We start from the raw sequence: 26,297 nt of genomic DNA, 5'->3' as shown, positions 1-26,297 counted from the left end.
TTTAACCTTTATTGTTTTTATATCTCACCATCGCTTCAACCAAGTAGTAATCGCCATAGGTTAAAGGCGTATCTATTTCCGTATTTTTTGGCATATTTCCCACGCCGTGTTTTAAAATAAAACCGCCGTTAGTACCTTCTTTAGCCAAATATTCAGGAGATAGTAGGCTTTTCAATATGGTTTGGGCCTTTGTTTTATAGTCGTTTTGCATTTTACCATCCACATAATGTTGCAATTCGAGGAAAGCAGAAGCGATAATGGCCGCCGCCGACGAATCTCTTAATGCATCTGGTATCTTAGGAGCATTAAAATCCCAATAAGGAATCAAATCTTCTGGCATATTGGGATGATTCAAAATAAAGCTCGCAATAGCATTGGCGTGTTCCAGATATTTAGGATTTTTTGTTTCTCTGTACATGACCACATAGCCATACAAACCCCATGCTTGGCCTCTAGCCCACGCAGAGTCATCGGCGGCTCCTTGGTTTGTAATTCTGTTCTTTACATGTCCTGTTTTTTCATCATAAATCACTTCATGAAACGAACTGTAATCGTCCCTAAAATGATTCTTCATAGTTTTATTGGCGTGATTTACCGCAATGTCATAATACGTACTATCACCACTGTTTCGGGTTGCCCAAAATAGCATTTCTAAATTCATCATGTTATCTATAATGACCACGAGGTCATCTTCTCCAGCTTTATTCCAAGAGGCGCTGTCCCAAGAGCGTATGCATTTTACCGTATCGTTATATCGGGTTGCCAGCGATTTGGCACTGTTCATTAAAATTTCCTTGTATTCTGGCTTAGGGTTTAGTCGTTGTGCATTCCCAAAACTACAATACATCATAAAACCGAGGTCGTGAGTGGATGTATTGTATTGCTCTTTTCTTAAATATGAAAATACGCTTTCAGCTTCTTCTTTAAGAGTTGGTTTATTTAGGGCTTCATGCAAATACAACAGAGTTCCTGGGTAAAAACCGCTACACCACCATCCCGAATTACTGGTTTTAAACTTATCGGAATTGGCATGATATGTTTTCGGATATCTACCTTCAGGCAAGCGTTCCACCATACTTTCATATTGATTTGAAGCAATATTTAGGGCTTTGTCAATTTTAGCAATTAGTGGATCTGTTTTTTGTTCGCATGACATCACCATTGTTGCAAACACCAAAATGGCCAGAACTGTTTTATTCATTATTTTATAAATTATTAAAAGGTTTAGTTAGATTTTTAATTTCTAAAATTTTTACTTCTGAAGGCGTATTATTTGCTAAACCTTCTCCATCAACTTGGGTGACATTTTGAACAAAAACATGAAGTTTCTTCTGACCTTTCCATAATGGAATATCATAATTGGGTTCCCATTCCCCGACACTATTTTGACTTAAATCTTTGACTTGCCAAGCTAAATTTCCGTTGAGCGAATACTGCGCTAAAGACACCTTATTATTTCGTTCAGCATCCCGAAATAATATATTTACTGTGGTGTTTCCCTTTAAGTCGTCAATCAAAATATCAGGGCGTGAAATCGGAATTTTCTTTGTTCCACCACCACCCAAAACAAACGGTGTGTTTCTAATATCTGTGCTTATTTTTTTCCAATATCCCTCTTTCAAATACACCACTTGATACTGAGTAATTTCACCTTCGTTCCAATAGCTTGCAATAAATGGATTTCCTTTTATATCAGTAGCCATACTAGTTTGATTAATCAGATTACTATTTTGTGGAATTTTCCAGGCATATTCGGCTGTAGCCAAAGAAATGGGTAATTTATACTTTTCTCCATTTGACTTTCTCCAAGTATTCCCACCATCTTCAGACTTGGCATAACACAAATCGTGATTGGTCTCTACACCCCATGTCTCTCGCCAAACCCAGGACAGATGAATAGTACCCATATTATCCACACAGGCTTGCCAATATGCGTTCCTTTTATTTTCACCATTAATCAGATTGTGTTGAAGTTGTGACCATTTTTTTTCATTTAAGTCATAAGAGTTCAATACCAAATTACCTCTTCCAGATTGCCCTGAGCGATATAAGAACACCAAATTTCCATTTGGCAAATTATAGAATTCCGGATAGGTTACTTTTTCTTCGAGATTTCCTGTCATGGAAAGCTCTCCACCCAACTCTAAACCAAATGGCAACTTACTTATGGCATATCTTAATTTAGAATTGTGGTGATCCCAACTTACGTGTAAAAAACCGTTTCCATCAACTGCAATGCTTATACTATTATGAGCATCTTCGGCATGGCCTTTAAATGCTGTTTTTAAAGTTTCCCATTTCGAAGAATTAATTTTTCGCTTACCCAAAACCAAATTATTTTCTTGGTCGTAATATGCTACGAATTGATAGCCTTTAAACGTGGTTAATGCATTCTTTCTAAACTTAACCACATTTACGGAGTTACTGCTCCAACCTTTTCCGACGGTGGAAAATGAAATATTTTTAGAACAAGAACTTAAACATAATGTGGCAGACAATAAGAATAAATAAGCTTTAACACTCCAATGTTTCTTAATTTTTACGTTAGTCATTATGCAAATTATTGGATGTCAAATAATTCTGTAAAGTTTTAAATACTATTGAATATGAGACAAATTTCTTAGTCTTCAGTTTAATGGTCTTAATTAAAAAACGAATATAAATTAATTATTTCAATTCAGTGCAACAACGAAGTAACCGCAAACAAAAACTGTCATACATTTACAGGTATGACAGTTCAAAACTTCTTTTTTACAGGTATAATTTCCAGTCTAATTTACGGTATCGTTAACCTTGGTTTTCTTATTTCCAAACAGGTTGCTCAAGGCATCTTTTATATTTTTAGATGTAGGATTTGTAGTTGTTGAATCCGTTTTAATAGAATCTGTTTTAGTGGTGTTTCCTTTTATAATACCGCCCAAAACATCTTTTACCACATCGTTTTGTTTTTGTTTAATGGAATCTGTTTTTGATTTGTTGGCACCAATAACACCACCTATTAAATCTTTTACCTTGTCTTTTCCTTGATTGAGAAGTTTTTGCTTTTCAATTTCAATAAGTTGTTGTGTTAGATTTTTTACACCGCTAGATAAATCAGTTTTTACTGAAGGATTAGTTAAGTCTCCTGTTATATTTGCCGTAACCGGTATGGTGATGTTATTAACCTCAGTATCGTTTATTTTTCCAATGAGTCTATTCACTTCACTTCCCAAGTATTTAGCCGGCACATTAAAAACAGCATTGTAATCAAGCGTTTTGTCAAATCCATGGCTTCCAGAAACGGTTATACCTATATCCTTATATTTTAAATCGAATGGCTTTAAACTTACTTTTCCGTTAGCGAAAGAAAGTTTAGTTTTCAAATCTTTTAAATCCAATTGACTAAAATCTACAAAATTAAGTGCTCCATCCATTTTACTTAGTAGCTTACTTTGCTCTGCACTTATTTTAGTGACGAACACCTCGGCCAAGGCGTTGCCTGAAACACTGTTTAACACAGGTGAAAACTCATTATCCAAATTACCTGACAATTTAATATTAGTATTCAATTTCCCCTGGAGCAATTTGGCAATGGGTGCTATGTTCTGTAAAAGCTCCAAATCTTTAAAAGACTTGGCTATATCAAACCCATCTGCTCCTAAACTTAAATTGAATGTTGGGGTATCGCTTTTAGTAGAAACATCGCCCGAAATAGCCAAAGCACCATCAAAAATACTAGAGGTCATATTATCCAACGAAGCTTGTTGGTCTTTTATATAGAGTTGACCAGTAACATCCTTTAAGCTTAAATTATCATAAACTACCGTTTTGGCATTGGCGTTTATCACGCATTCCAAAAAAGCAGGTATTTTTAAGGATTCTTTATCACTTGTCGTTTTATTATCATCTGGAGTTTCTTCATCTTCCGTCATAAAATCACTTACCTTAAACAGATTAGAAGTAACATTGAAGTTCCCTTTTAAGGTGTTATCACTCAACAGAAAACCTAGTAAGTTTTTTATGCTTCCAGTAGCATTTAAATCGCTATCGCCCGTTTTGGCCTTGAAACTTTTAAGCATTACGGTTCCTGGGTTAAATGCCATATCGGCTTGTGAAATATGAATGGGATTTACAATATCTTCTGAAGAAAACACAAAATCTGCCATACTTACCGAACCGTTATTTTTAATTCGCTGATAGGCATTGGTTTCAATGGCGTTCATATCGAAAGCTGTGTTCAACTTCCCTTTTAAAATTCCAGTTAACTGGTTTTCCAACTCAATAGGATATATTTTTGTAATGTTTGCCAAGTTTATAACGCCATCCAAGTTAGCATTAACCAACATGTTTTTCGTAAGGTTTCGTAAGGTGGCCGAAGATTTAAACACATCGTTATCAATTTTAAAATCGAGGGTTTTAATGTCAACATACGTATCATCGGCATTTCCCGTTGTATTTTTAATGCTGGTGTTTATGGTAATATTATCCACCCGTTTTGGCAAATCCGGGTATTTAAACGACGCATTGTTGGACGTGATTTGAATATCTAAATTCGGAATCGTTTCATCGGTTACCATGCCTTTTATAAGGCCATTCACTTTAAAATCACCTGTGGTTTCTACATTGTCAATATTCTTTGAGTATTCCTTAGGAATCACCGCCAAGAAATTTTTAAAATCAGATTCAGGATTATTGAAAGTGATATCAACCTCCTGCCCATTTTCCAATAATTGTACATAGCCCTGAAATTCTAAAGGCAAATTGTTTATAAAACCTTTATTTTCCTTAAAAGTGTATTTACTATTGTTTAAATCTAAATCGATTAGGGCATCCAATTTCACGGGATTATTGCTCAAATAATTTGTGCTATCCATAGTAAAACTGAGGTTGGCCTCACTCTTGGTGTCTAACTCTGAAGCTTCAGCCGAAAATGTACCATAGCCTGTATGATTCAATTCTGTAACGTCAATCTTCATTTTCGATTCTTCATCAATGTATGTAAAGGCACTTTTATTTATGGAATAATCTTCAATATCAAATGAAAAACCACTATTGCTGGGTGATTCAGGTTGCCCTTCTCTTTCTTTTACAATATCATAATTAACGTTTCCTAACTTATCGGTTTTTAAAGTTAACATGGCCTCATCAACCGTAATAGAATTAACTGTAATAGGCCCATCACTGGGTTTCTTAAACAGTTCTTTTACCGACATGGTAAACGAAATAGCTTTGGCCGATGCTAAAGTTTCGTCTTTAAAAGGTTCAAAATTGGTAATCATCAAATCTGAAACACCTACATGCGCTTTTGGAAAGCTCCTAATAAAACTTAAGCTTACATCACTAAATTCTACTTGCGCATTAAGATTTTGGTTTATAAAGCGTTTTACGATGTCTTTTATCTGACCTTGAAATGCGAAAGGCACAACCAATAGCAATGCAACAATGATTAAGAATGTTATTCCAATAATTTTTAAGGCTTTTTTCATGGGGTGATATTTATAGAAATATACGTTACAAAAAGATTTTGTGTTGAAGTAAACAAAAAGTTTAATAAAAATTTAACCTATGCCATTAATTTTTTAACGCATTTGGTTTTAAAGCAAATTAATCTCTTCGCCTAGCTTGAGCTTGAATCGTCTTCTAAATAGGTAAACTCCCAAATACAACAGCGGTGTGTCGCAGGCAGCAACAATAACTTTAAACAAAAAACCACTGACCAACAACCCCTTAAAATTGACCCAATCTATAATTCCAAAGGAGCACAGCAAAAACACAATAGTAAAGGTGTCTACAAATTGAGAAAACCATGTGGAGAAATTATTACGCAACCAAAGGTGTTTGCCTCTGGTGAGCCGCTTCCAGAAATGGTAAATCTGAATATCTACAAATTGCGCAAACAAATACGTAAGCATACTGGCAAAAACGGCTATAGCCGAATTACCAAACACTTTGGAGAACATAGTATCATCAACATAAGACCACGTTGTTGCTGGCACAGCACTGGCCATATAAATAATGAGCAACGAAAATAATGAAGCAAAAATACCAGTGACCACCACGTCGTTAGCACGTTTTTTTCCGTAAATTTCACTGATTAAATCTGTGATTAAAAAGGTTATAGGGTAAGGTAAAATACCCACTGAAATTTCAAAAAGTTTACTTCCAAAAACCTCAACATCAAACGGGTACCAATAAAAGAATTTTTGAAAAATAAGGTTTGACACCACCAACGAAGTAATAAACAATGCTCCTAATAGGATGTAAATACGTTGGGCAGCCAATTTATCTTTTACTGTCATTAATGTCTCGTTTTTTAAATCATTTAAAATACGATAATAAACTGGATTTTTTTGACGCCGAAACCATAATTTCCTTACCGTTGCTTAGCACCACATGGCCACCCTTTCCTTTTACATACTTTACAATTTCGTTTACATTCACTAAGTAGGATTTGTGTACTCTAGCAAAACCACTCTCGGTCAAAATGTCCTCAAAGTATTTTAGTGTTTTGCTTACTATTCTTTTCTTATTGTTATTTAGGTAAATTTCAGTGTAGTTATCATCTGCCTTGCAGTATAGAATATCTGATGTATTTAAAACTTCAAAACCATCTAACTGCGGGATGGTGATTTTACCGTTTACCGCACTGGTTTTTGGCACAAGCACTTGATCTTGTAGTGCGTTTTCCTTGGTTTTTATTTCAGAAACATAATCGACTGCTTTTATCAGCTCTTCTATTGAAATAGGTTTGGTTAAATAATACGATGCATGGGCGTTGAGCGCATCAATAGCGTAATGGTTGTAGGCGGTTACAAAAACGGTTTCAAAATTGATATCGCCAACTTTATCAAGCAAATCGAAGGCATTTCCGTATGGCATTTCTACATCTAGAAATACCAAATCCAATTTATGGTTTCGTATTAAAACCAAGGCCTCATCTACATTGGCTGCATCACCCAAAACCGCAACATTCGGGCAATATTTTTTTAGGTAATTTTTAAGAATTTCCCTGCTGGTTTCTTCGTCCTCTACTATGATGGAGTTTAGTTTCATTGTTTATTGTTTGGCCAAAAATTCACGAATATTTTTATATTTCTTCTAATCTTTTTTCAATGTCACAACCACTTTGGTTCCCGTGTCTTCTTCACCAGTAAAATCTTCAATATGTACATCTACCTTATCTTTGTACATATCGTTTAAAATCGATACCCGTTTTTTAATATTGCCCATCCCCTTCGAGTTTTGTTTTTGCTGATTGGCCGTTTTCAAGGCTTTCGATTTTGTGCGGCCAATACCATCATCGGTAATGGTAATTTTAATTTCATCGGAATCAGTTTGGACAATTATAATTTCCAAGCGCCCCTTGCTTTTTTTGTAACGTAACCCATGCCAAACGGCATTTTCAATATAAGGTTGCAACAACATAGGCGGAATAACAAATTCCTGTATTGCAATGCTTTCATCAACATGGATCTTATAATCAAACTTATCCTTAAACCTAAAATGTTCGAGTTTGGTATAGAGCTGAAGGAGTTCTATTTCCTTTTCCAACGGAATAAAATCTTCTTCACTGTTTTCTAAAACGGCCCGCATGAGCATAGAAAAATCGGTGAGGTATTTGTTAGCAGTGCGTTCGTCATTTGAAGCGATAAAACTATTCACCGAGTTTAAGGCATTAAATATAAAATGCGGATTCATTTGGCTTCGAAGACTTTTTAAAGCCAACAAATTGTTCGCAAAACGTTGTTGCTTGATGTACTTAAACATTAAAAAAGCTGCAACCAACAGCAGCAAAACGCCACCAATTAAAGAATAAATAATAAGTTTTTGACGTTTCGATTGCTCGACCGTGAGTTGGTATTTGCTTTCTGAAAGTTCGCGCTCGCCTTCCAAACTCAAAATCCGGTTTTGCTTACTTGTTATTTCCTTACTAAATCTAGTAGCTTGTGATATTTCCTGTTCTTTCAACGCATAAAGCGTATCCACCAAATCAACATAGTTTTGGTAGGCAATCAAGGCTTTATCAAATTGTCCAGCATCTCGATACACTTCAGATAGTTTTCTGGTGGCATCCTTTTTTACAATCAAGTCTTTTTTTGCCCCTGCCTCAGAAATACTTTTTTCAAGATACTGTATGGCGTTACCCAAATCGTTTTGCGATGCGTAAGCATTTCCTATTTTATAGTTTTGTTTTTGGGGTGTTAATGGGCTTTCATTAGCTAGTTCTGCTTGACTTTCTATTTCGCTAATGGTAGTTAAGGCTTCTATTCTCAGTTCAATTTCATCAGAATAGTCATTGGTTTCGCTTTTGAAATCGGCTACTTTCAGTTTTTCCTCAACCGCACGTTTTTTATTTTCGGTATTCGCTGATTTCATCGATATATTAAAAAACGACTCTGCCTTGCTTCGTTGTCCCATAGCACTATAAACCTGTGCTATTTTGGAGTTAAAATCGGTTACTTTAGGAGTTATTAAGTGTTGTCTGGCCACTTTTAAACCTTCCTGAAAACTTTCTATGGCTAGCTCATAGCTTTTGGTTAAAAAATGAACATCTCCCAACCCTTCATAGAGCCCAGTGAGTTGCCAGTTGGACAATCTTTTTTTATCAATACTATTAAAAGTTTCTAAACTTTCCTGATAGTTTTTATTTTGTTTGTAGGCATCAGCCAACTTCAAATAAACAAGGTTGGCCTTTCTATTTTGTAAGCTTATCCGGTAGTTCGAAACGGCCAAATCGTACTGTTTCCAGTACATATAAATATCACCCAAAACTTCATAAGCCTCTCCATTTTCTTTTGTTGAACTACTTTCTACCAAAGCATCAGCCACAAACTGAATACTCTTTTTGAAATCGGTTTTTAAATACACTTCCGCGGAATCAATAAAAGCATTAAAACTTTCCGTTTTTGACGAACTTGAATAACTCTTTAATTTCGAATAACTGGCATCTTCATCATTTGGCTCTACCTCTACCTTAATGCGTTCCTCACTTCTGATAATATAAACTACCGTTTCAAAATCCTTGTGCCTAATGGTTAGTTCGTCGCCCTTGCGTGCCTGAATTCTAAAGTCGCCAAAAGCATCTGTGGTCGTATATGCGCCACCGTTAACTTCGATATTCACATTCGGTATGGGATTTCGGGTATCGCTTTCAATCACCGAACCGCGCACAATAAATTTCGGGGCTTCATTTTTCTGAAATAGATTGTCTTGGCCAAAAAGCGTTGCCCCACTTAAAAAGAGGCAAACAACGGTTATATATTTTAAAGCGGTTCGCATTCGGTTTTTTAATAATAGCTAAACATACGCACTTTACTTGATTTATTAAAATGGTTATTAGCCGAAACTGTGAGTATTTTGTTATTAAATATAACCTTAGCGCATTAAAAAAGATGATTCACTCATTGAAATGCCTGCGTTACTCATTCTGCTTTTTTTAAGAATTATGTTAGTTATAGTTTTAGGGTGTAATTAACCCCACAACGGGAGTTTATAAAAAATTTACATCAAATTAAAAAACGATAAACATCATGAAAACACAAAACAAAATCCTTCTATTCTTTACAATTTTAGCTGTATTCACCTCCTGTAATGCCAACACAAAAAATCAAAAATTGTCTTTTAACGAAACGGAAACGACTCACCCAGAACCCAACAAACAGTACATTAAAGTAGCATTATTACTGGATACCAGTAATAGCATGGATGGCCTAATCGACCAAGCTAAAGCACAACTTTGGGATATTGTAAACGAATTGTCTTATGCCAAATGTGGCACTCAAAAACCCAATCTACAAATTGCATTATACGAATACGGAAACGACAATTTAAATAGCAGAGAAGGCTACATTAGGCAAATTTTAGCTTTTAGTGAAGATTTAGACGATATTTCAAAAGAGCTGTTTTCTTTGACTACCAATGGTGGCGAGGAATATTGCGGAGAGGTTATTCAAACATCACTGAACCAATTGAATTGGGGTAAAAATCCGGATGATTTAAAACTCATTTTCATTGCTGGAAACGAACCCTTTACACAAGGAAAAACACATTACAAAGATGCTTCGGCCAACGCCAATGAAAAAGATGTTACTGTAAACACAATCTTTTGTGGCGATTACAATCAAGGCATACGAACTTCTTGGCAAAAAGGCGCACAGCTCACCCATGGTGATTATATGGCCATTAATCACAACCAAGCTACTGTTCATATTGCTTCGCCTTACGACGACGAGATTTTAATTTTAAATCGAAAACTGAACAAAACCTATGTAGCCTACGGACAAAAAGGAAGATCAAAAATGGAAATGCAGGCCGAACAAGACGCCAACGCCAGTTCTTACAGCAAAGCCAATGCTGTTAAAAGAACCATTGCAAAAGCTCTCACTTGTATAAAAACAAAACCTGGGATTTAGTTGATGCCGTTGAGGAAGAGGAAATCGTTGTTTCGGATATCAAAGACAATGCGCTTCCTAAAGAATTAAAGGGTAAAACTGAGGAGGAAATAAAAACTTACATAGAAAATAAAAGCAAGGAGCGAACTGAAATCCAGAAGAAAATAAAAGAATTGAATGCCAAACGAAAAACTTACATTTTAGAACAACAAAAAGAAAATACCAATGGTTTAGAAAACGCTATGATAAAGGCTATAAAAGAACAAGCTGAAAAGAAAAAATACAGCTTCAAATAAATTCACAAAAAAAGCCTCTTGAACTTAAATCAAGAGGCTTTTAAATTTATATAGGCTTTTAGGCCTACTGGTTACCTTTTTGGTAATCAGCCAAAAATTTCGCCAAACCACTATCGGTTAATGGGTGCTTAAGCAATCCAGTGATTGATGATAAAGGCCCTGTCATTACATCACTACCAATTTTAGCGCAATCAATAACATGCATCGTATGACGGATCGAAGCCGCTAATATTTGCGTTTCAAAACCATAGTTGTCATAAATCTGCCTGATTTCAGCAATAAGGTTTAATCCGTCGGTACAGATATCATCCAATCTTCCTAAAAAAGGCGACACATAAGTGGCACCAGCTTTAGCTGCCAATAAGGCTTGTCCTGGCGAAAACACCAAGGTTACGTTAGTTCTTACACCTTTATCGGTAAAATATTTACATGCTTTAATACCATCTGCAATTAATGGTAATTTCACAACAATTTGAGGGTGAAGAGCCGCTAACGCTTCTCCTTCTTTAACCATACCTTCAAAATCGGTTGATATGACTTCGGCACTTACATCGCCTTCAACAATATCACAAATCTTTTTATAGTGTGCCGTAATATTCTCAGCACCTGTAATTCCTTCTTTAGCCATTAAAGATGGGTTGGTTGTAACACCATCTAATACACCTAAAGCTTGTGCTTCAGCTATCTCGTCTAGGTTGGCTGTGTCAATAAAAAATTTCATATGTCTAGTTTTATACTGTTTTTAAATATGCTAATACTTCTTTGCTTACCTTCTCTCCGGTAAATCCAAATTTCTCATCTAATACTTTTGCTGGTGCCGAATAGCCAAAATGGTCCAAACCAAATACTTTTCCGTTTTCACCAACCAATGCTTCTAAGTTTACAGGCAGCCCGGCTGTTAAACCAAATAATGGTGTGTTCTTAGGAATAACGCTATTTTGATAATCTTTAGACTGAAGTCTGAAAACACCTTCTGAAATCACAGAAGCAATACTAACTTTCAATCCGTTTTCTGATTCTAAAATTTCAGCTGCATCCACTAAAGTAGAAACTTCTGAACCGTTGGCAACCAATACGATATCTGGGTTTTCAACTTCTTTCACTAAGTAACCACCTTTTTCTGAAGCCAATGCATCACTGTATCTAGAAGAACCATTTGCAGGAATATCTTTGATTCCTTGTCTTGATAAAATCAATCCTGAAGGTGTAGCCTTGTTCTCAAGAGCCATTTTCCATGCCACGCTGGTTTCAGCAGAATCAGCAGGACGCAAAGCCAAGAAACTAGGTTTGCCACTGTGGTTCTTTAATTTTTCCAATAAACGTAATTGTGCTTCCTGCTCTATAGGCTGGTGTGTTGGACCATCCTCTCCTACACGGAATGCATCATGCGTCCATACATACTTAACAGGCAATTCTTGAATGGCACTCAAACGAATGGCTGGTTTCATATAATCTGAAAACACAAAGAACGTTGCCACAACAGGAACAACACCGCCGTGTAAAGCAATACCATTGGCGATACATGCCATAGTTAACTCGGCAACCCCAGCTTGTAAAAATGAACCTGAGAAATTACCTTTTTGAAGCGACTGTGTTTTCTTTAAGAAACCATCGGTTTTATCGGAATTTGATAAATCGGCAGAAGACACAATCATATTTTCTACGTTTTCAGCCAAATACCCTAATACACCTGAAGAAGCGGCTCTAGTAGCCAAACCAGCTTTATGCTCTATTGAACTAAAATCCAACTCTGGTAATTCACCAGACAAGAAAAAGTCTAATTTATCGGCAAGTGCCTCATTTGCTTTTCTCCAAGACGCTATTTCAGCCTTCTTTTCAGCAGCTTCAGCCGTTTTTCTTTCAACTAATTTTTTATAAAAATCGTTAACATCACCAAAAATATCGAACGGATTATTAACGTCAGCACCCAAATTAACTAAGGTCTTTTCGTAATCTGCACCAGTATGCCCAATAGGTTGACCATGTAATTCGCAGTGCCCTTCGTACATACTACCATCGGCAGCAACACAACCTTTACCCATAATGGTTTTACCCACTATAAGTGTCGGTTTTTCGGTTTCATTGTTAGCGTCAGTTAATGCTTTTCTTATTTCATCATGGTTATGACCATCAATGGTAACAACCTTCCAGCCCCAAGCCTCATATTTTTTAGCAGTATCTTCAGTAGTTACCTCATCTGTAGCGGTTGATAATTGGATATCGTTAGAATCGAAGAACATAATAAAGTTGCTCAAGCCTAAGTGACCAGCAATTCTACCTGCACCTTGTGATACTTCCTCTTGCACACCACCATCAGAGATAAAACCATAAATCTTATGGTTCATCCAATCACCAAATCTGGCTTGTAAAAACTTAGAAGCAATGGCCGCACCAATACCCATGGTGTGTCCTTGTCCAAGTGGTCCTGAAGTATTTTCTACGCCTCTTTTTACATCAACCTCTGGGTGACCAGGCGTGTTAGATCCCCACTGACGGAAATTGGCAACATCGTTCTTCTCATAATTGCCCAACAAATAATATTGTGCATACATTAAAGTAGACAAGTGACCGGCATCCATAAAGAAACGGTCTCTAAACGGCCACTCCATATCTGATGGGTCGTAATTAAAAAATTCTGAATATAAAATATGCATAAAATCCGCGCCGCCCATTGGTCCTCCGGGGTGGCCAGAATTTGCCTTTTCTACCATGGCTACAGCTAATGCTCTAATATTATCTGCTGCTTGTTGATCAATTTTTTTGTTCATTTTTTAATTACAATTTAGTCTTTATATCGATTGTTATTTCTAATTTTTATAATCCTTGAATAATAAGTAGTTTGCAAAACTAAAACTTTTTATCTAAAACCGATTCTTAATTTCGAAATATGTGTATGTTAAACCATTACAGCATATATTCTTGTGCAAATATATAACAAAATTTTTACAAGTGTATAAAAAACACTTGTTATTTTGGTTTTAACTATAATTAATTGTGGAATTCTGAAAATCAAGTTATAAACACTATGAATTTTTATATGTAAGTCTATATTGTCTATTCAAATTTAAAATATGGTTTACTAACTATTAATTTACTTTTCTTAACAACGAATGGGTCTAAGTTCAAATCAAAAAAAACAAATAGAATAATTTATACTATAAGGTATTTGCTTAAATTTGCACACTAAAATTTTTCTATGTACAGAAGTCATAATTGTGGTGAAATAAGAACATCACATATAAATAATGAAATCACCTTAGCAGGGTGGGTTCAAAAAATTAGAGATAAAGGTTTTATTGTTTGGGTGGATTTACGGGATCGCTATGGCATCACCCAATTGGTGTTTGATGAAGAACGTTCTTCTAAAGAATTAATTGAGCAAGCCCAAAACTTAGGACGCGAATTTGTTGTTCAAGTTAAGGGAACCGTTATAGAAAGGGCTTCAAAAAACCCCAACCTTCCAACAGGTGATATTGAGATATTGGTTTCAGAGTTAACTATTTTAAACGAAGCCAAATTGCCGCCTTTCACTATTGAAGACAAAACCGACGGCGGCGAAGACATTCGCATGAAATATCGCTATTTGGATATTCGTAGAAATCCTGTAAAAAACAGTTTGATTTTTAGGCATAAAGTTACCCAAGAGGTTAGAAATTATCTTTCTAAAGAAGGTTTTATTGAGGTAGAAACGCCTTATTTAATAAAATCTACACCAGAAGGTGCGCGCGATTTTGTGGTGCCTTCACGTATGAACGAAGGTCAATTTTACGCCCTTCCGCAATCGCCACAAACTTTTAAACAATTGTTGATGGTGGGCGGCATGGATAAATATTTCCAAATTGTAAAATGCTTTAGGGACGAAGATTTACGTGCCGATAGACAGCCTGAGTTTACACAGATAGATTGCGAAATGGCCTTCATCGAACAAGAAGATATTTTAAATGCTTTTGAAGGGCTGACCAAACACTTACTAAAAGAAATAAATGGTGTTGAAGTGGAAAAATTCCCAAGAATGCTTTATGATGATGCCATCCGTTTATATGGAAACGACAAACCCGACATCAGATTCGGGATGGAGTTTGGCGCATTAAACGAAGTAGCACAACACAAAGATTTTAATGTATTTAACGCTGCGGAATTAGTGGTTGGGATAGCCGTTCCCGGAGGAAACAGTTACACCAGAAAAGAAATTGACAAATTGATTGACTGGGTAAAACGTCCACAAATTGGTGCTTTGGGCATGGTGTATTGCCGATGTAATGATGATGGGAGCTTCAAATCTTCAGTCGATAAATTTTACGACCAAGACGATTTAGCCAAATGGGCAGAAGTTACAGGGGCCAAGCCAGGTGATTTAATTTGTGTGCTTTCGGGAGATAAAAATAAGGTTAGAACGCAATTAAGTGCTTTACGTATGGAATTGGCCGAACGTTTAGGCTTACGTAAACCAGACGAATTTGCTCCTCTATGGGTGATGGATTTCCCGCTTTTAGAATGGGATGAAGAAACTGAGCGTTATCACGCCATGCACCATCCGTTTACATCACCAAAACCTGGGCAATTGGAATTATTAAAAACAGATCCTGGTGCCGTAAAAGCAAATGCTTATGATTTGGTACTGAACGGAAACGAGATTGGCGGTGGATCTATAAGAATTCATGATAAGGAAACCCAATCGTTGATGTTCGACTATTTAGGTTTCACACCAGAAGAGGCAAAAGTGCAATTTGGATTTTTAATGGATGCCTTTCAATACGGTGCGCCGCCACATGGTGGTCTAGCCTTTGGATTGGATAGATTGGTAGCTATTTTAGGCGGACAGGAAACGATACGTGATTTTATCGCATTCCCAAAAAACAATGCGGGTAGAGATGTTATGATTGACGCTCCTGCGCCTATAGACGATGAACAGTTAGAAGAATTAAGCCTAAAATTAAATCTAAAAGAATAAAAACTAAATCCTGCTGAAAAGCGGGATTTTTTGTTAGTTTTATAAAATGTCTTTTACCACGAAAAGCTTGTTGCGAAAATTTCTAATATGGAAGTATAAACACCTCTCCGAGCAGCAATTTATCTATATACTCAGTATTTTGGTGGGCTTTTTAGCTGGTTTAGGAACCGTTACCCTAAAAAACTTAACTCACTATATTAGGTTACTTTTTGAGCTTAACTTCTTTAATAATTATCAAAATTCATTATATTTTATTTTTCCAATTATAGGCTTATTGTTGGTTTATATCATTAAACAAACTTGGCTAAAAAAACACATTGGCCATGGTATTTCTTCCACCCTCTATGCCATTTCAAAATTAAACGGTATCATCCCCAGATATAATATTTATGCCGCATTGATTACCGCACCGCTAACAGCTGGATTTGGCGGTTCAGTGGGGCTGCAAGGACCTGCTGTAAGTGTTGGTTCTGCTTTAGGGTCAAACGCCGCGCGATTGTTCCATATGAATGCTAAAACACGAATGCTTTTAATTGGTTGTGCGGCTGCAGGGGCTATGGCATCTATGTTTAAAGCGCCTATTGCGGCTATTATTTTCGCTATTGAAGTTTTTAGTCTCGATATAGCATTCACCTCATTAGTCCCCCTTCTTTTAGCTTCGGTTTCTGCTGTCGTTACCTCTTACATGTTCTTGGGAACTGATATTTTATTGCGGTTTGAACTTACCGATAAATTCCAAATAAACGATATTGCCTTTTATGTAGTGCTAAGTGTAGTCACTGGTTTGGCATCTGTATATTTTTCTAAAGTATTTTTCGCCATTACCAATTTCTTTAAACAATTTGAAAGCCGAGCTAAACGGCTATTAATTGGTGGTATTGCCATTGGAACTATGTTATATCTTATCCCACCGCTTTATGGTGAGGGCTATGGCATCATGAACAATCTGTTGAAAGGTGACCATTTGGCTGCTATTGGAACAACCCCATTTGACCTAAACTTATCGAACATTTGGATTGTTATTGGGCTTCTTTTAGGAATCTCGATATTTAAAGCCATCGCAATGACCACTACTTTTGGCGCTGGTGGCGTTGGCGGCGTGTTCATCCCAACATTGGTCATGGGAAGCGCCTTAGGCAATGCTTTTGCAAAAATAGTAAACAACATAGGCCTAGGTTTTCATGTATCCGAATCAAATTTCACATTAATAGGGATGACAGGTTTGATGGCAGGAGTACTGCACGCCCCTTTAACCGCCATATTCCTTATTGCAGAAATAACTGGAGGTTACGAATTGTTTGTACCACTTATGATTGTTTCAGCGGTATCATTCGCCATTACCAAATACTATGTTTCACACTCCATTTATACACTTAAATTAGCCCAACGGGGAGAACTCATGACACATGATAAAGATCAGAATGTGCTTATGGTTCTTGACATTGATAAGGTTATTGAAAACAATTTCATAATCCTTAAACCAGAAATGAAATTAGGCGATATCCTTAAAAAAGCGGTTGCTAAATCTTCTCGTAACCATTTCCCCGTAGTAAATGACAATCACGAATTTTTGGGCGTGATTAGATTAGATGATATCAGACATATGATGTTCGACACAGATTTATATGAAAAAGTTGAAGCCTCTAGCCTGATGCATGCCGATGCAGGCATTATAGATTACGACGCCGATTCTATGAACGATATTATGGAAAAATTTAAAACCACTGGTGCCTGGAATTTACCTGTTATAAAAAGTGGCAAATATTATGGGTATATTTCGAAATCTAAATTACTTACTGCCTACCGTCGTCAACTCATAAAATTCACTTAGTAAGTCCAGCTTCATGAAATACCTTATCATAATATTAACCATTGCCGTATTTACAAGTATCATTTTAGGATTTGTTTTAAATGTCGATTATTCTGAAAAGCTAATCGGTTTTGGAGTTGCCGGGTTGTTTTTAATTGTATTCCCTTTATTCATTTACCACCGGTGGAAAAACAGAAGTCTGAAAGATTACATGCTCACCAAGGAAAACTTGGACAAAATGCGCGAAAATCAGCGTAATAATAAAATTTAAAATTAGGGCGTTACCGCTCACGGTCGGGCTTTCACTACTCGCTGCCTCCTTCGTCGGCGAGCTCAAACAGGCCTTTCAATCCCTAACGCAAACCTATCAATTCAAATTACGCTTTTCAACAAAAAAACGTTTCATTAAAGTAGACGCAGCTTCCTCTAGAACACCACCTTCAATAGTAGTTTTTGGGTGTAACTTGGTTTTTAAGTTAATACAGCCCCGTTTTAAATCTCTGGCACCGTAAACAATTTTAGATATCTGGCTCCAATACAAAGCACCAGCACACATCTGGCAAGGCTCAAGTGTAACATAAAGTGTACATTTTTGTAAATATTTACCACCTAAAAAGTTAGCTGCTGCTGTAATAGCTTGCATTTCGGCGTGTGCCGTAACATCGGTAAGGGTTTCGGTTAAATTATGGCCTCTGGCTATAACCCTATTGTCTATAACTACCACAGCTCCTACAGGAATTTCACCTTTTTCAAAAGCCATTTCTGCCTCTTGCAAGGCCTTTTTCATAAAATAGGTATCGTCAAAAGGTTCTATCATCTAAATAAACTTTTGGTTTAAAATCAAAAATACAATATCATCTGCTACATTTGTAACCAAATGCAGAAATTAATAGATAGAATCAATTCTCCACGAGAACTCCGTCTTTTAAACCCCAAAGACCTACCTCAACTTGCCCAAGAGTTACGCGAATTCATTATAAATATTGTTGCAACAAAAGAAGGTCATTTAGGTGCCAGCTTGGGTGTTGTGGAGTTAACTATTGCCTTGCATTACATATTTAATACCCCAAACGACCAACTCATTTGGGATGTGGGCCATCAAGCTTACGGACATAAAATTTTAACGGGCAGAAAAGAAATTTTCCATACCAATCGGCAATTAGGAGGTGTTAGTGGTTTTCCAAAACGAGAAGAAAGCATTTATGATGCATTTGGTGTTGGGCATGCTTCTACTTCTATTTCGGCAGCCTTGGGTATGGCCATTGCGTCTAAAATTAAAGGAGATACCGAAAAGCAACATATCGCCGTAATTGGCGATGCCAGTATTGCCGGTGGCATGGCATTCGAAGGCCTGAACCATGCCGGAGTTACTGATGCCAACCTTTTAGTTATTTTAAATGACAATGCCATAGGCATAGACCCCAGCGTTGGAGCTTTAAAACAATATTTAACCAACGTTAAAAAAGGCACTCAAAAACGGAATAACATCATAAAAGCCTTAAATTTTGATTATTACGGACCTATTGACGGACACGATTTTGACGCTATAATTTCAGAATTAAATAGGCTAAAGAAGAAAAAAGGCCCGAAGTTTTTGCATATCATTACTACAAAAGGCAAAGGGTTGAAACAAGCCGAAACCGACCAAGTAAAATATCACGCTCCAGGAAAATTCGATGCGAAAACGGGCGATTTAGTGGTTAAACCAACCGTTGTACAGCCGCCCAAATACCAAGACGTTTTTGGACACACCATAGTTGAACTCGCCAAAGAAAACCAAAATATTGTAGGCATTACCCCTGCCATGCCCACGGGCAGTTCATTAAAGTATATGATGGCCGAAATTCCGGAGAGAGCATTTGATGTAGGCATCGCCGAACAGCATGCCGTAACATTGGCTGCTGGCATGGCCACCCAAGGCCTTATTCCATTTTGCAATATCTATTCTACTTTTTTACAACGCGGGTACGACCAGATTATACATGATGTAGCCTTACAAAACCTACCCGTTATTTTTTGTCTGGATCGCGCTGGTTTGGTTGGTGAAGATGGCGCCACACACCATGGTGTTTTCGATTTAAGTTATTTAAGGTGCATACCCAACCTTATTATTTTTGCGCCCAGAAATGAAGTGGAACTTCGCAACATCATGTACACTGCCCAACTGGGACTAGACCAACCTATTGCTATACGATATCCCAGAGGAAGAGGAATCACGGTTGATTGGAAACAGCCATTCAAAAAAATTGAAATCGGTAAAGGGGCTCAACTAAAATCAGGTAAGCACCTGGCTATATTAAGCATTGGTAACATGGCCAAAAACGTTACTGAAGCTATTGTAAATTTAGATGTTTCCCATTACGATATGCGTTTCGTAAAACCGTTGGACGAAAAACTATTACATCACATTTTTAAAACCTACAACACTATTATTACCGTTGAAGATAACGCTATTAAAGGCGGTTTTGGAAGCGCCGTTTTGGAATTTGCTGCAGAAAACAATTACCATAATACCATAAATACCTTAGGCATTCCAGATACGTTTATGGAACATGGTAGCGTTGAAGAACTCCAAGAAACTATAGAGCTGGATACCAGAAGTTTATGCAAATGTTTTAAGCGCTATCTTGAATAAAACGTAACAAACAAACTTGATTTTGTAAAAATTTTCAACTATTTTAGTTTAACACTAAATCGATGTCATATCATGTCGTTGTGTATAATTGAAGATGAAACTAATAGAACATAGAAATATAATAAACCGAAATCCTGATGCCTATGAGGTCGATTTAAGAAGTGATAGGCTTGTTAAATCAATAATTAACCACATAAGACAGGATTTTTCAAATGTTCGGTTTGACCAAAAGAAAAAAGACATACTCAAAGAAGTTGTTTACCTATTGTTTGAAGCCCAGGAGCACAGGCCTTTTTTCCATGTTGAAGGCACTGAATTACCGTTGTGCTGGAACAGACCTTCCGATTGGGATATTGATTATATCAAATATGAATGGGGTCATTTATTATCCCAAAATCAAATTCCTGAAAAAAGTAGCTCTATCGAAAATATAGGGCTTTATTCTGCTCGTTGTAATCAACATATTCAAAGTAGCATGAATATCCAAGAGTTAATGGTTTACGGTGGCTTATTGGCTCAAAGAATCTCAAATGTTTTGACTAACAGACGAATTTTATTTGCTTCAATAAAATGGCAAGAATTAATTACTGAACTGAAAAAATAAAATGGCTAATCGTTGGGGCGTACCAAAAGAAGTTGAGGACTACGTTAAGAAAAGAGATGTTTCTTGCGTGTACTGTGGTAAGGAATTTTCAGAAAATCTCCAATCAAGAAAACAGAAACCTTCTTGGGAGCATATAGTGAATGATATTCGAATCAATGGAATAGATAATATTTCACTTTGTTGTATGTCTTGCAATTCCAGTAAAGGAGCAAAACTTTTGGAAGATTGGTTTCTAAGCGATTATTGTAAAAGAAACAACATTAACAAACACTCCGTAGGTCAAGTAGTTAAAGACGCTATTAAAAAACCACCGAGATTAAAATAACTAAGCACAACAACACCCATGCGCAATACCCTTCGGGATACTGAGCATAGCCAAACCGTTAAACGAACCTCTAAAAAAGCCTAAAATGTAACCCCTTCAATCTTTTTAAAATTCTGAATGGCCTTACTATCAGACAGTAACGATACATAATGGCTAACCGATAATAACCTTTGGTATAGATCTTCGGTTTTAAAATTAATGGTTTCCGGTAAACGCTCAAGTATTAACTTATCGTAGTTTGAAGCGGTACCGTCATACGAATTATTAACAGCAGATGTATAAACGCCCAATAGCTTATTGATGATTTGGTAACCCGCTATTTCTTTATCAATTACTTCTTCTGATTGGTAAACGTTGGCAATGCTTATTTTAATAATATCTTTAATTTGGGCATCATACTTACTTTTATCCAATAATGCCGAATCGAAATCGCCGCTTAAAATAGCTTCTTCGTACTTCATAAAGATATCGACAGCATCGTTTATTAAAGCCCCAATAGCCAACGCACGAAGGTAACCAATGCGGTCTTCCCTGCTGGATAGTGCATAGTAGTTTTCTGGAATAATATTTTCACGAATAACTTTAGAAAGGTATTCTAAAGCATATTCTTCTTGAATGAGTCCCAGATTGATACCATCTTCAAAATCAATGATGGTGTAACAAATATCATCGGCCGCTTCAACCAAATATGTTAACGGGTGGCGCGAAAAACTAATGTGTTTGTTGCTCCGTTTTACCAATCCCAGCTCATTGGCTACATCGATAAACGCTTCTTTATCACTTTGAAAAAACCCATATTTTTTATCGGCAATATGCTTAGTGGGTTTCTTGGGCAAAGATTCCTTTGGGTATTTTGTAAACGCACCAAGCGTGGCATAACTCATGCGCAACCCTCCTTTTCGGCCAGCACGACTTTGCGTTAATATTTTAAATCCGTTGGCATTACCTTCAAAATCACAAAGGTCTTGGTATTGTTTATCGGTTAATTCATCTTTATATTTTTTACCGGCGCCCGTTTTAAAAAATTCACCAATGGCCTTTTCTCCCGAATGTCCAAATGGTGGGTTACCAATATCGTGCGCCAAAGCTGCGGTAGCCACAATAGCTCCAAAATCGTTGGCTTGGTAACCATGTATATTTTGTAAATGTGGGTATTTTTCCAAAAGCTTCAAACCCACTTTTCGTCCCAAAGAGCGCCCAACCACACTTACTTCTAAACTGTGTGTTAAACGTGTATGCACAAAATCGGTTTGCGATAGCGGAATCACCTGGGTTTTATCTTGAAGGCTCCTAAACTCCGAAGAAAATATAATGCGGTCGTAATCTACCTCAAAGCCCAAGCGGGTTTCATCTTGTTCTTTTCGTAATCTTTTATTGGTATCGCCAAAGCGTTTTAAGGATAGTAATTGTTCCCAGTTCATAGTGTTTATTTAAAGCCAAGGCAAGATAAAAAAGTTCTTTTTAACGTTTCCTTTTTCCTCTACTTTTTTTGAGCGGTACGGTTGTTAACATTCGCTTAACATTTTAATCACAGACGTTTAATATTTAAGTAACATTCAAATCATCTTAACACAGTTAATTTGCATTAAAGTTTATTATAGTCTTTATGAAACATCTCTTATACATTATCGCATTTCTAATTGCCCCGTTTTGTTATAGCCAAGATACTGGCATAATAGTAGGCAAAGTGTTAGATGCGGAATTAAAAGATAGTCCGCTAGTTATGGCTGAAGTTTCCCTTAAAGGTACCGACATCAAATCGAACACCGATTTGAGTGGCATGTTTGTTTTAGAAAACCTTAAATCTGGTGACTACACTTTGGTTTACACCTTTGTAGGTTACGAAACAAAAGAAGTTAAGGTTCACGTTGATGCTTTTAACCCTGTAGAGTTAAAGTTAGCTTTAGAGGCAACGCAGGTTTCAATGGATGATATTACTCTAGCCATGGCCATGGCCAATTCTGAAAATGGCCAGCAAAACACTTCGGAACAGTAGACGCTGCTCCTCTACCTAAATATCCAATTTTACCGATTACTATTTAAAATCTGAACTGCTCTGTTAGATTAAATTTTAATGCTTTAAGCGGTTGTGCATTTTGATGAAATTCGTCAATTCGAGTGGGTTTCACGACAGAATGAGTGAAATTTGTATCGAGAAAAAGAATTTTCATCTAACAAAGAGTTCTCGATGCGATTTTGCATGCCTCAAAATCACTCGAACTGACACCTAAACCAAATTTTATTTTCAAAATGTACAAGCGTTAATTTATTTTCAACACTTTGCCACCGAATCATCTTATTTACTGAGCTCCTTACTATTACCTTTTTTAGTGTTAACAAATTGTAACCTCATACATTCTTCACCTCTTTTTTCATAACATTTAGATAACCCTCCTGTCACCATTGTTTAACCTATAGATAACATTCCGTTTATATAGTGTTTCGTTCTTTGCACCTAGATAAAAACTAAGAATATGAAAAAATTCACCCTATTTGTAATGCTAATTATAGCGGCTATTTCACAAGCACAAAACACTGGTTCTGTGGTTGGTAAACTAACCGACAAAGAGTACAACAACGAACCTTTGGCCTTTGCTAACGTTTTAATAAAAGGTACCACTAAAGGCACCACATCAGATTTTGACGGCTTATACGCTTTAGAAAATTTAGAACCTGGAGATTATACCTTAATTTATAGTTTTGTGGGTTACGAAACCCAAGAACTGCCCGTAACAGTTGTTGCCGGAAAAGTAACCGAAGTTAATGTACCCATGGGTGCAAGTGCAGCCTCATTAGATGAAGTTGTTATTACTACAACAACAAAACGCGAAAGTGAAACAGCACTTTTATTAGAGCAGAAAAAGGCGGTAGAAATAAAAACGGCCATAGGCGCACAGGAGCTAAGCAAAAAAGCGGTATCGGATGCTGCCGATGCCACACTAAAAGTTACTGGCGTTAACAAGCAGGAAGGGTCTAGTAAAATTTATGTTCGTGGTTTAGGCGATCGCTACAACTCTACCACTCTTAACGGTTTGCCTTTACCATCAAACGACCCCAGAAACAAAAACATCGATCTTTCATTATTTAGTTCAGACATTATTGAAAGTGTTGGCATAGGCAAGGCGTTTTCTTCTTATATGTCTTCAGATGTATCGGGTGCAAGTATAGACATTGACAGCAAAGAAACTACAGAGAAATCGTTGTTTAAAGTCAGCCTTTCTTCTGGGGGGAACACCCAAACCACCTTTAATGATTTTAAGGAAATGGATGGTGCCAATTGGCTTGGAGTAAACTCTAACACCCATCATAAAATAAGAAGTTTGTCAAATTACAATTTTGACAACAGCTATTCTCCAAATTCTGGCAAAGCCAATCCAACATTGGGCGTTTCATTGAACTACGGAAAAAAAATAACATTATCTGACGAAAGTAATATTAGCATATTCCTAGTAGGCTCTTTTGATAACAAGTATGCTTATCGCGATGGGCGTTCTGATGCAATAGTTGATGTTTATGATAACGGTACTTTAAACGTAGGGTCTATTTTTGATACAGAAACCTATGATTATAATGCCTCTAAGATGTTAATGGGTAATTTGGTCTATAAAATCAACAACAACCACAAACTGAGCTACAATCATTTGTTTGTTCACTCCAACACTCAGAAAATTGAAGATTTTGTTGGAACAACAAATGACATTGGTAGAGATGCTGAAGACAACAGATTAGTTAACGTAATATTGCAAACAGAAATTCAAAATAAACTTTTTGTTAACCAGTTGTTATCTGAGCACCAATTTGGTGAATCTTTTGATGCCAACGCAGCCTTAAGCTACAATGCCATTTACAATGACGAGCCAGACCGAAGAAAAAACACCTTTATTATAAACAACGATACCAACACCACCAGAATCTCCCAAAATGCCGTTAGAGACAACAGTAGATTTTATGGTAACTTATTTGAAAACAGTATCGCTGGAAACTTAAATGTGGTAAAATACCTTGGCGACCGTTTTGAAAACAAAGGCAAAATAACATTGGGATATAACGGTAATATTACCAACAGAAAATTTGACGGTATTTACTTTGACCATAACTTCTTTAACCCAAGGAATACGTTTGTAGATGTAGAGAATTTAGACGCCACATTCAACCAAGCCAATTTGGACAATGGAGTGTTTGGCATTGAGACCTCTAGAGGAAGGAATAGCGACGATGCCGAAACTTACCTTCCTCAATTATACGACGCCAAAAAAACCACACATGCTGCATATATTGATGCGGTTTATAAATTCAACGAAAAATTTACCGCCAATGTTGGTGTACGTGCAGAGAATGTAAAAATGGATGTAGAATGGGATACCAATATTAGTTTCCCAGGTTACTCTAACAATAGCCAAATTACTTTGGACAAACAATACGTTTTACCTACTCTTAACCTGAAATATCAGCTTAACGACAAAATCAACTTAAGAGCCTCAGGTAGCGTAACATATACCTACCCACAGTTTAAGGAAATTGCCCCCTTTACTTACGAGGGCATCAACTATCAAGAAAGTGGTAACCCAGCCTTGATTCCATCAGACAACTATAACGGAGAACTTAAGTTTGAGTTGTTCCCCAATAAGAGCGAACTTATTTCTATAGGCGTTTTCGGAAAATTAATTCAAAACTCCATTAACCGTTTGGAAAGAAACTCTGCAATCGAAAGAGATTTCACCTTCGACAATTCTGGTGATGCTACTGTTTTTGGATTGGAATTAGAAGGCAAACTGGATATTATCTCTATCGAAGATGCAGATAGTGAAAAATCTCAAACCCTTTCTCTTGGTGGTAACGCCACCTTGATGAACACTAAACTTGAATTCAATACAGCCAACACCCTGTTCAACTACACCGGAGACAGCTCTCAATTGGAAGGTGCTGCACCCTTTACGCTTAACGCCGATGTTTCATACAGGTTTGAACTAAACGAAAAAGAAACCATTTCAACGTTGGTATTCAACTACCAAAGTGACAAAGTTTATAGTATTGGTACAAACTTTAAAGAAAACATCATTGAAAAAGGAGTTCCGCTTTTAGACTTTGTGTTCAGCCACAAATTCAACAAGAATTTAGGAGCAAAATTTAACGTGAAAAACATATTGAACCCAAGTTTTGATAGATACAGGGATATCCCAGAAAAACTAACAATGAACACCTACAAGAGAGGCATCTCATTTTCAGTTGGCATCTCTTATGATTTATAACAAATAACTCAACCTTGTCTGTCAACAAAAAAAGGTCACCAAACACAAACGATAAAC

20 protein-coding genes are annotated in these 26,297 nt (G+C 36.7%); 10 read left to right on the top strand and 10 right to left on the bottom strand.

Going from position 1 to position 26,297, the window contains the following annotated elements; translation table 11 throughout:
- Window position 1: 1 nt before the first annotated feature.
- The 6 genes from ACIEHO_RS03405 to ACIEHO_RS03380 all read right to left on the bottom strand — a co-directional run bounded on the left by ACIEHO_RS03405 (window position 2) and on the right by ACIEHO_RS03380 (window position 9,258).
- A complete protein-coding gene (locus ACIEHO_RS03405) occupies window positions 2-1,201 on the bottom strand; it encodes a glycoside hydrolase family 88 protein (RefSeq protein ID WP_406968644.1) in 1,200 nt (399 codons plus the stop codon).
- A 4-nt stretch (window positions 1,202-1,205) separates the two neighbouring features.
- Window positions 1,206-2,552 carry a BNR repeat-containing protein gene (locus ACIEHO_RS03400; RefSeq protein ID WP_406968642.1) on the bottom strand — a complete coding sequence of 449 codons (1,347 nt, stop codon included), beginning with the start codon at window positions 2,550-2,552 and terminating at the stop codon, window positions 1,206-1,208.
- A 219-nt stretch (window positions 2,553-2,771) separates the two neighbouring features.
- Entirely contained in the window at window positions 2,772-5,465 is a 2,694-nt protein-coding gene (locus tag ACIEHO_RS03395; RefSeq protein WP_406968640.1) for an AsmA-like C-terminal region-containing protein, read from the bottom strand.
- Window positions 5,466-5,573: 108 nt separating this feature from the next.
- Window positions 5,574-6,278, bottom strand: coding sequence for a queuosine precursor transporter (locus ACIEHO_RS03390; RefSeq protein WP_406968638.1), 705 nt, complete (start codon window positions 6,276-6,278; stop codon window positions 5,574-5,576).
- A gap of 19 nt (window positions 6,279-6,297) precedes the next feature.
- Window positions 6,298-7,032, bottom strand: coding sequence for a LytR/AlgR family response regulator transcription factor (locus tag ACIEHO_RS03385; protein WP_406968636.1), 735 nt, complete (start codon window positions 7,030-7,032; stop codon window positions 6,298-6,300).
- Between the two features lie 45 nt (window positions 7,033-7,077).
- Window positions 7,078-9,258, bottom strand: a complete 2,181-nt coding sequence (locus ACIEHO_RS03380; RefSeq protein WP_406968634.1) for a histidine kinase — start codon at window positions 9,256-9,258, stop codon at window positions 7,078-7,080.
- Between the two features lie 251 nt (window positions 9,259-9,509).
- On the opposite strand from ACIEHO_RS03380, the gene ACIEHO_RS03375 reads away from it, so the two are divergent.
- Both ACIEHO_RS03375 and ACIEHO_RS03370 read left to right on the top strand, forming a co-directional pair.
- A complete protein-coding gene (locus ACIEHO_RS03375; RefSeq protein ID WP_406968632.1) occupies window positions 9,510-10,391 on the top strand; it encodes a vWA domain-containing protein in 882 nt (293 codons plus the stop codon).
- Window positions 10,364-10,666 (top strand): hypothetical protein, encoded by a 303-nt coding sequence (locus ACIEHO_RS03370; RefSeq protein ID WP_406968630.1) that lies wholly within the window; start codon window positions 10,364-10,366, stop codon window positions 10,664-10,666. Before ACIEHO_RS03375 ends, ACIEHO_RS03370 begins: the two co-directional genes overlap by 28 nt.
- Window positions 10,667-10,730: 64 nt before the next feature.
- On the opposite strand, the gene fsa is transcribed toward ACIEHO_RS03370, so the two are convergent.
- Window positions 10,731-11,387 carry a fructose-6-phosphate aldolase gene (gene fsa, locus ACIEHO_RS03365; RefSeq protein WP_406968628.1) on the bottom strand — a complete coding sequence of 219 codons (657 nt, stop codon included), beginning with the start codon at window positions 11,385-11,387 and terminating at the stop codon, window positions 10,731-10,733.
- Between the two features lie 10 nt (window positions 11,388-11,397).
- Window positions 11,398-13,434, bottom strand: a complete 2,037-nt coding sequence (locus ACIEHO_RS03360; protein WP_406968626.1) for a transketolase family protein — start codon at window positions 13,432-13,434, stop codon at window positions 11,398-11,400.
- Between the two features lie 428 nt (window positions 13,435-13,862).
- On the opposite strand from ACIEHO_RS03360, the gene aspS reads away from it, so the two are divergent.
- From aspS to ACIEHO_RS03345, 3 genes are read left to right on the top strand one after another with little or no spacing between them, the layout of a single operon-like run.
- Window positions 13,863-15,617 carry an aspartate--tRNA ligase gene (gene aspS / locus ACIEHO_RS03355; protein WP_406968624.1) on the top strand — a complete coding sequence of 585 codons (1,755 nt, stop codon included), beginning with the start codon at window positions 13,863-13,865 and terminating at the stop codon, window positions 15,615-15,617.
- A 46-nt stretch (window positions 15,618-15,663) separates the two neighbouring features.
- Window positions 15,664-17,448 (top strand): chloride channel protein, encoded by a 1,785-nt coding sequence (locus ACIEHO_RS03350; RefSeq protein WP_406968622.1) that lies wholly within the window; start codon window positions 15,664-15,666, stop codon window positions 17,446-17,448.
- 13 nt (window positions 17,449-17,461) lie between these two features.
- On the top strand, window positions 17,462-17,698 hold the full coding sequence (locus ACIEHO_RS03345; RefSeq protein WP_406968620.1) for a hypothetical protein: 237 nt from the start codon (window positions 17,462-17,464) through the stop codon (window positions 17,696-17,698).
- Between the two features lie 96 nt (window positions 17,699-17,794).
- Here the strand turns inward: ACIEHO_RS03345 and ACIEHO_RS03340 are convergent, their stop codons facing one another.
- Window positions 17,795-18,244: a nucleoside deaminase gene (locus ACIEHO_RS03340; RefSeq protein WP_406968618.1), complete on the bottom strand. Its 450-nt coding sequence runs from the start codon at window positions 18,242-18,244 to the stop codon at window positions 17,795-17,797.
- A 60-nt stretch (window positions 18,245-18,304) separates the two neighbouring features.
- Here ACIEHO_RS03340 and dxs point away from each other — a divergent pair, with 60 nt between their 5' ends.
- The 3 genes from dxs (at window position 18,305) to ACIEHO_RS03325 (ending at window position 20,991) form a co-directional block, all read left to right on the top strand.
- Window positions 18,305-20,062 (top strand): 1-deoxy-D-xylulose-5-phosphate synthase, encoded by a 1,758-nt coding sequence (dxs, locus tag ACIEHO_RS03335; protein ID WP_406968616.1) that lies wholly within the window; start codon window positions 18,305-18,307, stop codon window positions 20,060-20,062.
- Between the two features lie 94 nt (window positions 20,063-20,156).
- Window positions 20,157-20,666, top strand: a complete 510-nt coding sequence (locus ACIEHO_RS03330) for a hypothetical protein (protein WP_406968614.1) — start codon at window positions 20,157-20,159, stop codon at window positions 20,664-20,666.
- Between the two features lies 1 nt (window position 20,667).
- Window positions 20,668-20,991 carry an HNH endonuclease gene (locus ACIEHO_RS03325; RefSeq protein ID WP_406968612.1) on the top strand — a complete coding sequence of 108 codons (324 nt, stop codon included), beginning with the start codon at window positions 20,668-20,670 and terminating at the stop codon, window positions 20,989-20,991.
- Between the two features lie 80 nt (window positions 20,992-21,071).
- Here ACIEHO_RS03325 and dgt read toward each other — a convergent pair whose 3' ends face one another.
- Window positions 21,072-22,412 carry a dGTP triphosphohydrolase gene (gene dgt / locus ACIEHO_RS03320; RefSeq protein WP_406968610.1) on the bottom strand — a complete coding sequence of 447 codons (1,341 nt, stop codon included), beginning with the start codon at window positions 22,410-22,412 and terminating at the stop codon, window positions 21,072-21,074.
- A gap of 185 nt (window positions 22,413-22,597) precedes the next feature.
- On the opposite strand from dgt, the gene ACIEHO_RS03315 reads away from it, so the two are divergent.
- Window positions 22,598-22,987 (top strand): carboxypeptidase-like regulatory domain-containing protein, encoded by a 390-nt coding sequence (locus tag ACIEHO_RS03315; protein WP_406968608.1) that lies wholly within the window; start codon window positions 22,598-22,600, stop codon window positions 22,985-22,987.
- Between the two features lie 478 nt (window positions 22,988-23,465).
- On the top strand, window positions 23,466-26,240 hold the full coding sequence (locus ACIEHO_RS03310) for a TonB-dependent receptor (RefSeq protein WP_406968606.1): 2,775 nt from the start codon (window positions 23,466-23,468) through the stop codon (window positions 26,238-26,240).
- Window positions 26,241-26,297 lie beyond the last annotated feature (57 nt).

It is taken from the genome of Flavisericum labens (assembly GCF_045446075.1).
Classification (GTDB): Bacteria; Bacteroidota; Bacteroidia; order Flavobacteriales; family Flavobacteriaceae; genus Flavisericum; species Flavisericum labens.
This window is presented reverse-complemented; position numbering and strand designations above follow the sequence as displayed.

Excerpts from the sequence above, each read along its gene's own strand:
- ACIEHO_RS03330 (WP_406968614.1), top strand. The coding sequence starts at position 20,157 with ATGAAACTAATAGAACATAGAAATATAATAAACCGAAATCCTGATGCC.
- ACIEHO_RS03385 (WP_406968636.1), bottom strand. The coding sequence starts at position 7,032 with ATGAAACTAAACTCCATCATAGTAGAGGACGAAGAAACCAGCAGGGAA.
- ACIEHO_RS03325 (WP_406968612.1), top strand. The coding sequence starts at position 20,668 with ATGGCTAATCGTTGGGGCGTACCAAAAGAAGTTGAGGACTACGTTAAG.
- fsa (WP_406968628.1), bottom strand. The coding sequence starts at position 11,387 with ATGAAATTTTTTATTGACACAGCCAACCTAGACGAGATAGCTGAAGCA.
- dxs (WP_406968616.1), top strand. The coding sequence starts at position 18,305 with ATGCAGAAATTAATAGATAGAATCAATTCTCCACGAGAACTCCGTCTT.
- ACIEHO_RS03350 (WP_406968622.1), top strand. The coding sequence starts at position 15,664 with ATGTCTTTTACCACGAAAAGCTTGTTGCGAAAATTTCTAATATGGAAG.
- ACIEHO_RS03375 (WP_406968632.1), top strand. The coding sequence starts at position 9,510 with ATGAAAACACAAAACAAAATCCTTCTATTCTTTACAATTTTAGCTGTA.
- ACIEHO_RS03390 (WP_406968638.1), bottom strand. The coding sequence starts at position 6,278 with ATGACAGTAAAAGATAAATTGGCTGCCCAACGTATTTACATCCTATTA.
- ACIEHO_RS03345 (WP_406968620.1), top strand. The coding sequence starts at position 17,462 with ATGAAATACCTTATCATAATATTAACCATTGCCGTATTTACAAGTATC.
- ACIEHO_RS03400 (WP_406968642.1), bottom strand. The coding sequence starts at position 2,552 with ATGACTAACGTAAAAATTAAGAAACATTGGAGTGTTAAAGCTTATTTA.
- ACIEHO_RS03310 (WP_406968606.1), top strand. The coding sequence starts at position 23,466 with ATGAAAAAATTCACCCTATTTGTAATGCTAATTATAGCGGCTATTTCA.
- ACIEHO_RS03405 (WP_406968644.1), bottom strand. The coding sequence starts at position 1,201 with ATGAATAAAACAGTTCTGGCCATTTTGGTGTTTGCAACAATGGTGATG.
- ACIEHO_RS03315 (WP_406968608.1), top strand. The coding sequence starts at position 22,598 with ATGAAACATCTCTTATACATTATCGCATTTCTAATTGCCCCGTTTTGT.
- ACIEHO_RS03360 (WP_406968626.1), bottom strand. The coding sequence starts at position 13,434 with ATGAACAAAAAAATTGATCAACAAGCAGCAGATAATATTAGAGCATTA.
- ACIEHO_RS03380 (WP_406968634.1), bottom strand. The coding sequence starts at position 9,258 with ATGCGAACCGCTTTAAAATATATAACCGTTGTTTGCCTCTTTTTAAGT.
- ACIEHO_RS03340 (WP_406968618.1), bottom strand. The coding sequence starts at position 18,244 with ATGATAGAACCTTTTGACGATACCTATTTTATGAAAAAGGCCTTGCAA.
- ACIEHO_RS03395 (WP_406968640.1), bottom strand. The coding sequence starts at position 5,465 with ATGAAAAAAGCCTTAAAAATTATTGGAATAACATTCTTAATCATTGTT.
- aspS (WP_406968624.1), top strand. The coding sequence starts at position 13,863 with ATGTACAGAAGTCATAATTGTGGTGAAATAAGAACATCACATATAAAT.
- dgt (WP_406968610.1), bottom strand. The coding sequence starts at position 22,412 with ATGAACTGGGAACAATTACTATCCTTAAAACGCTTTGGCGATACCAAT.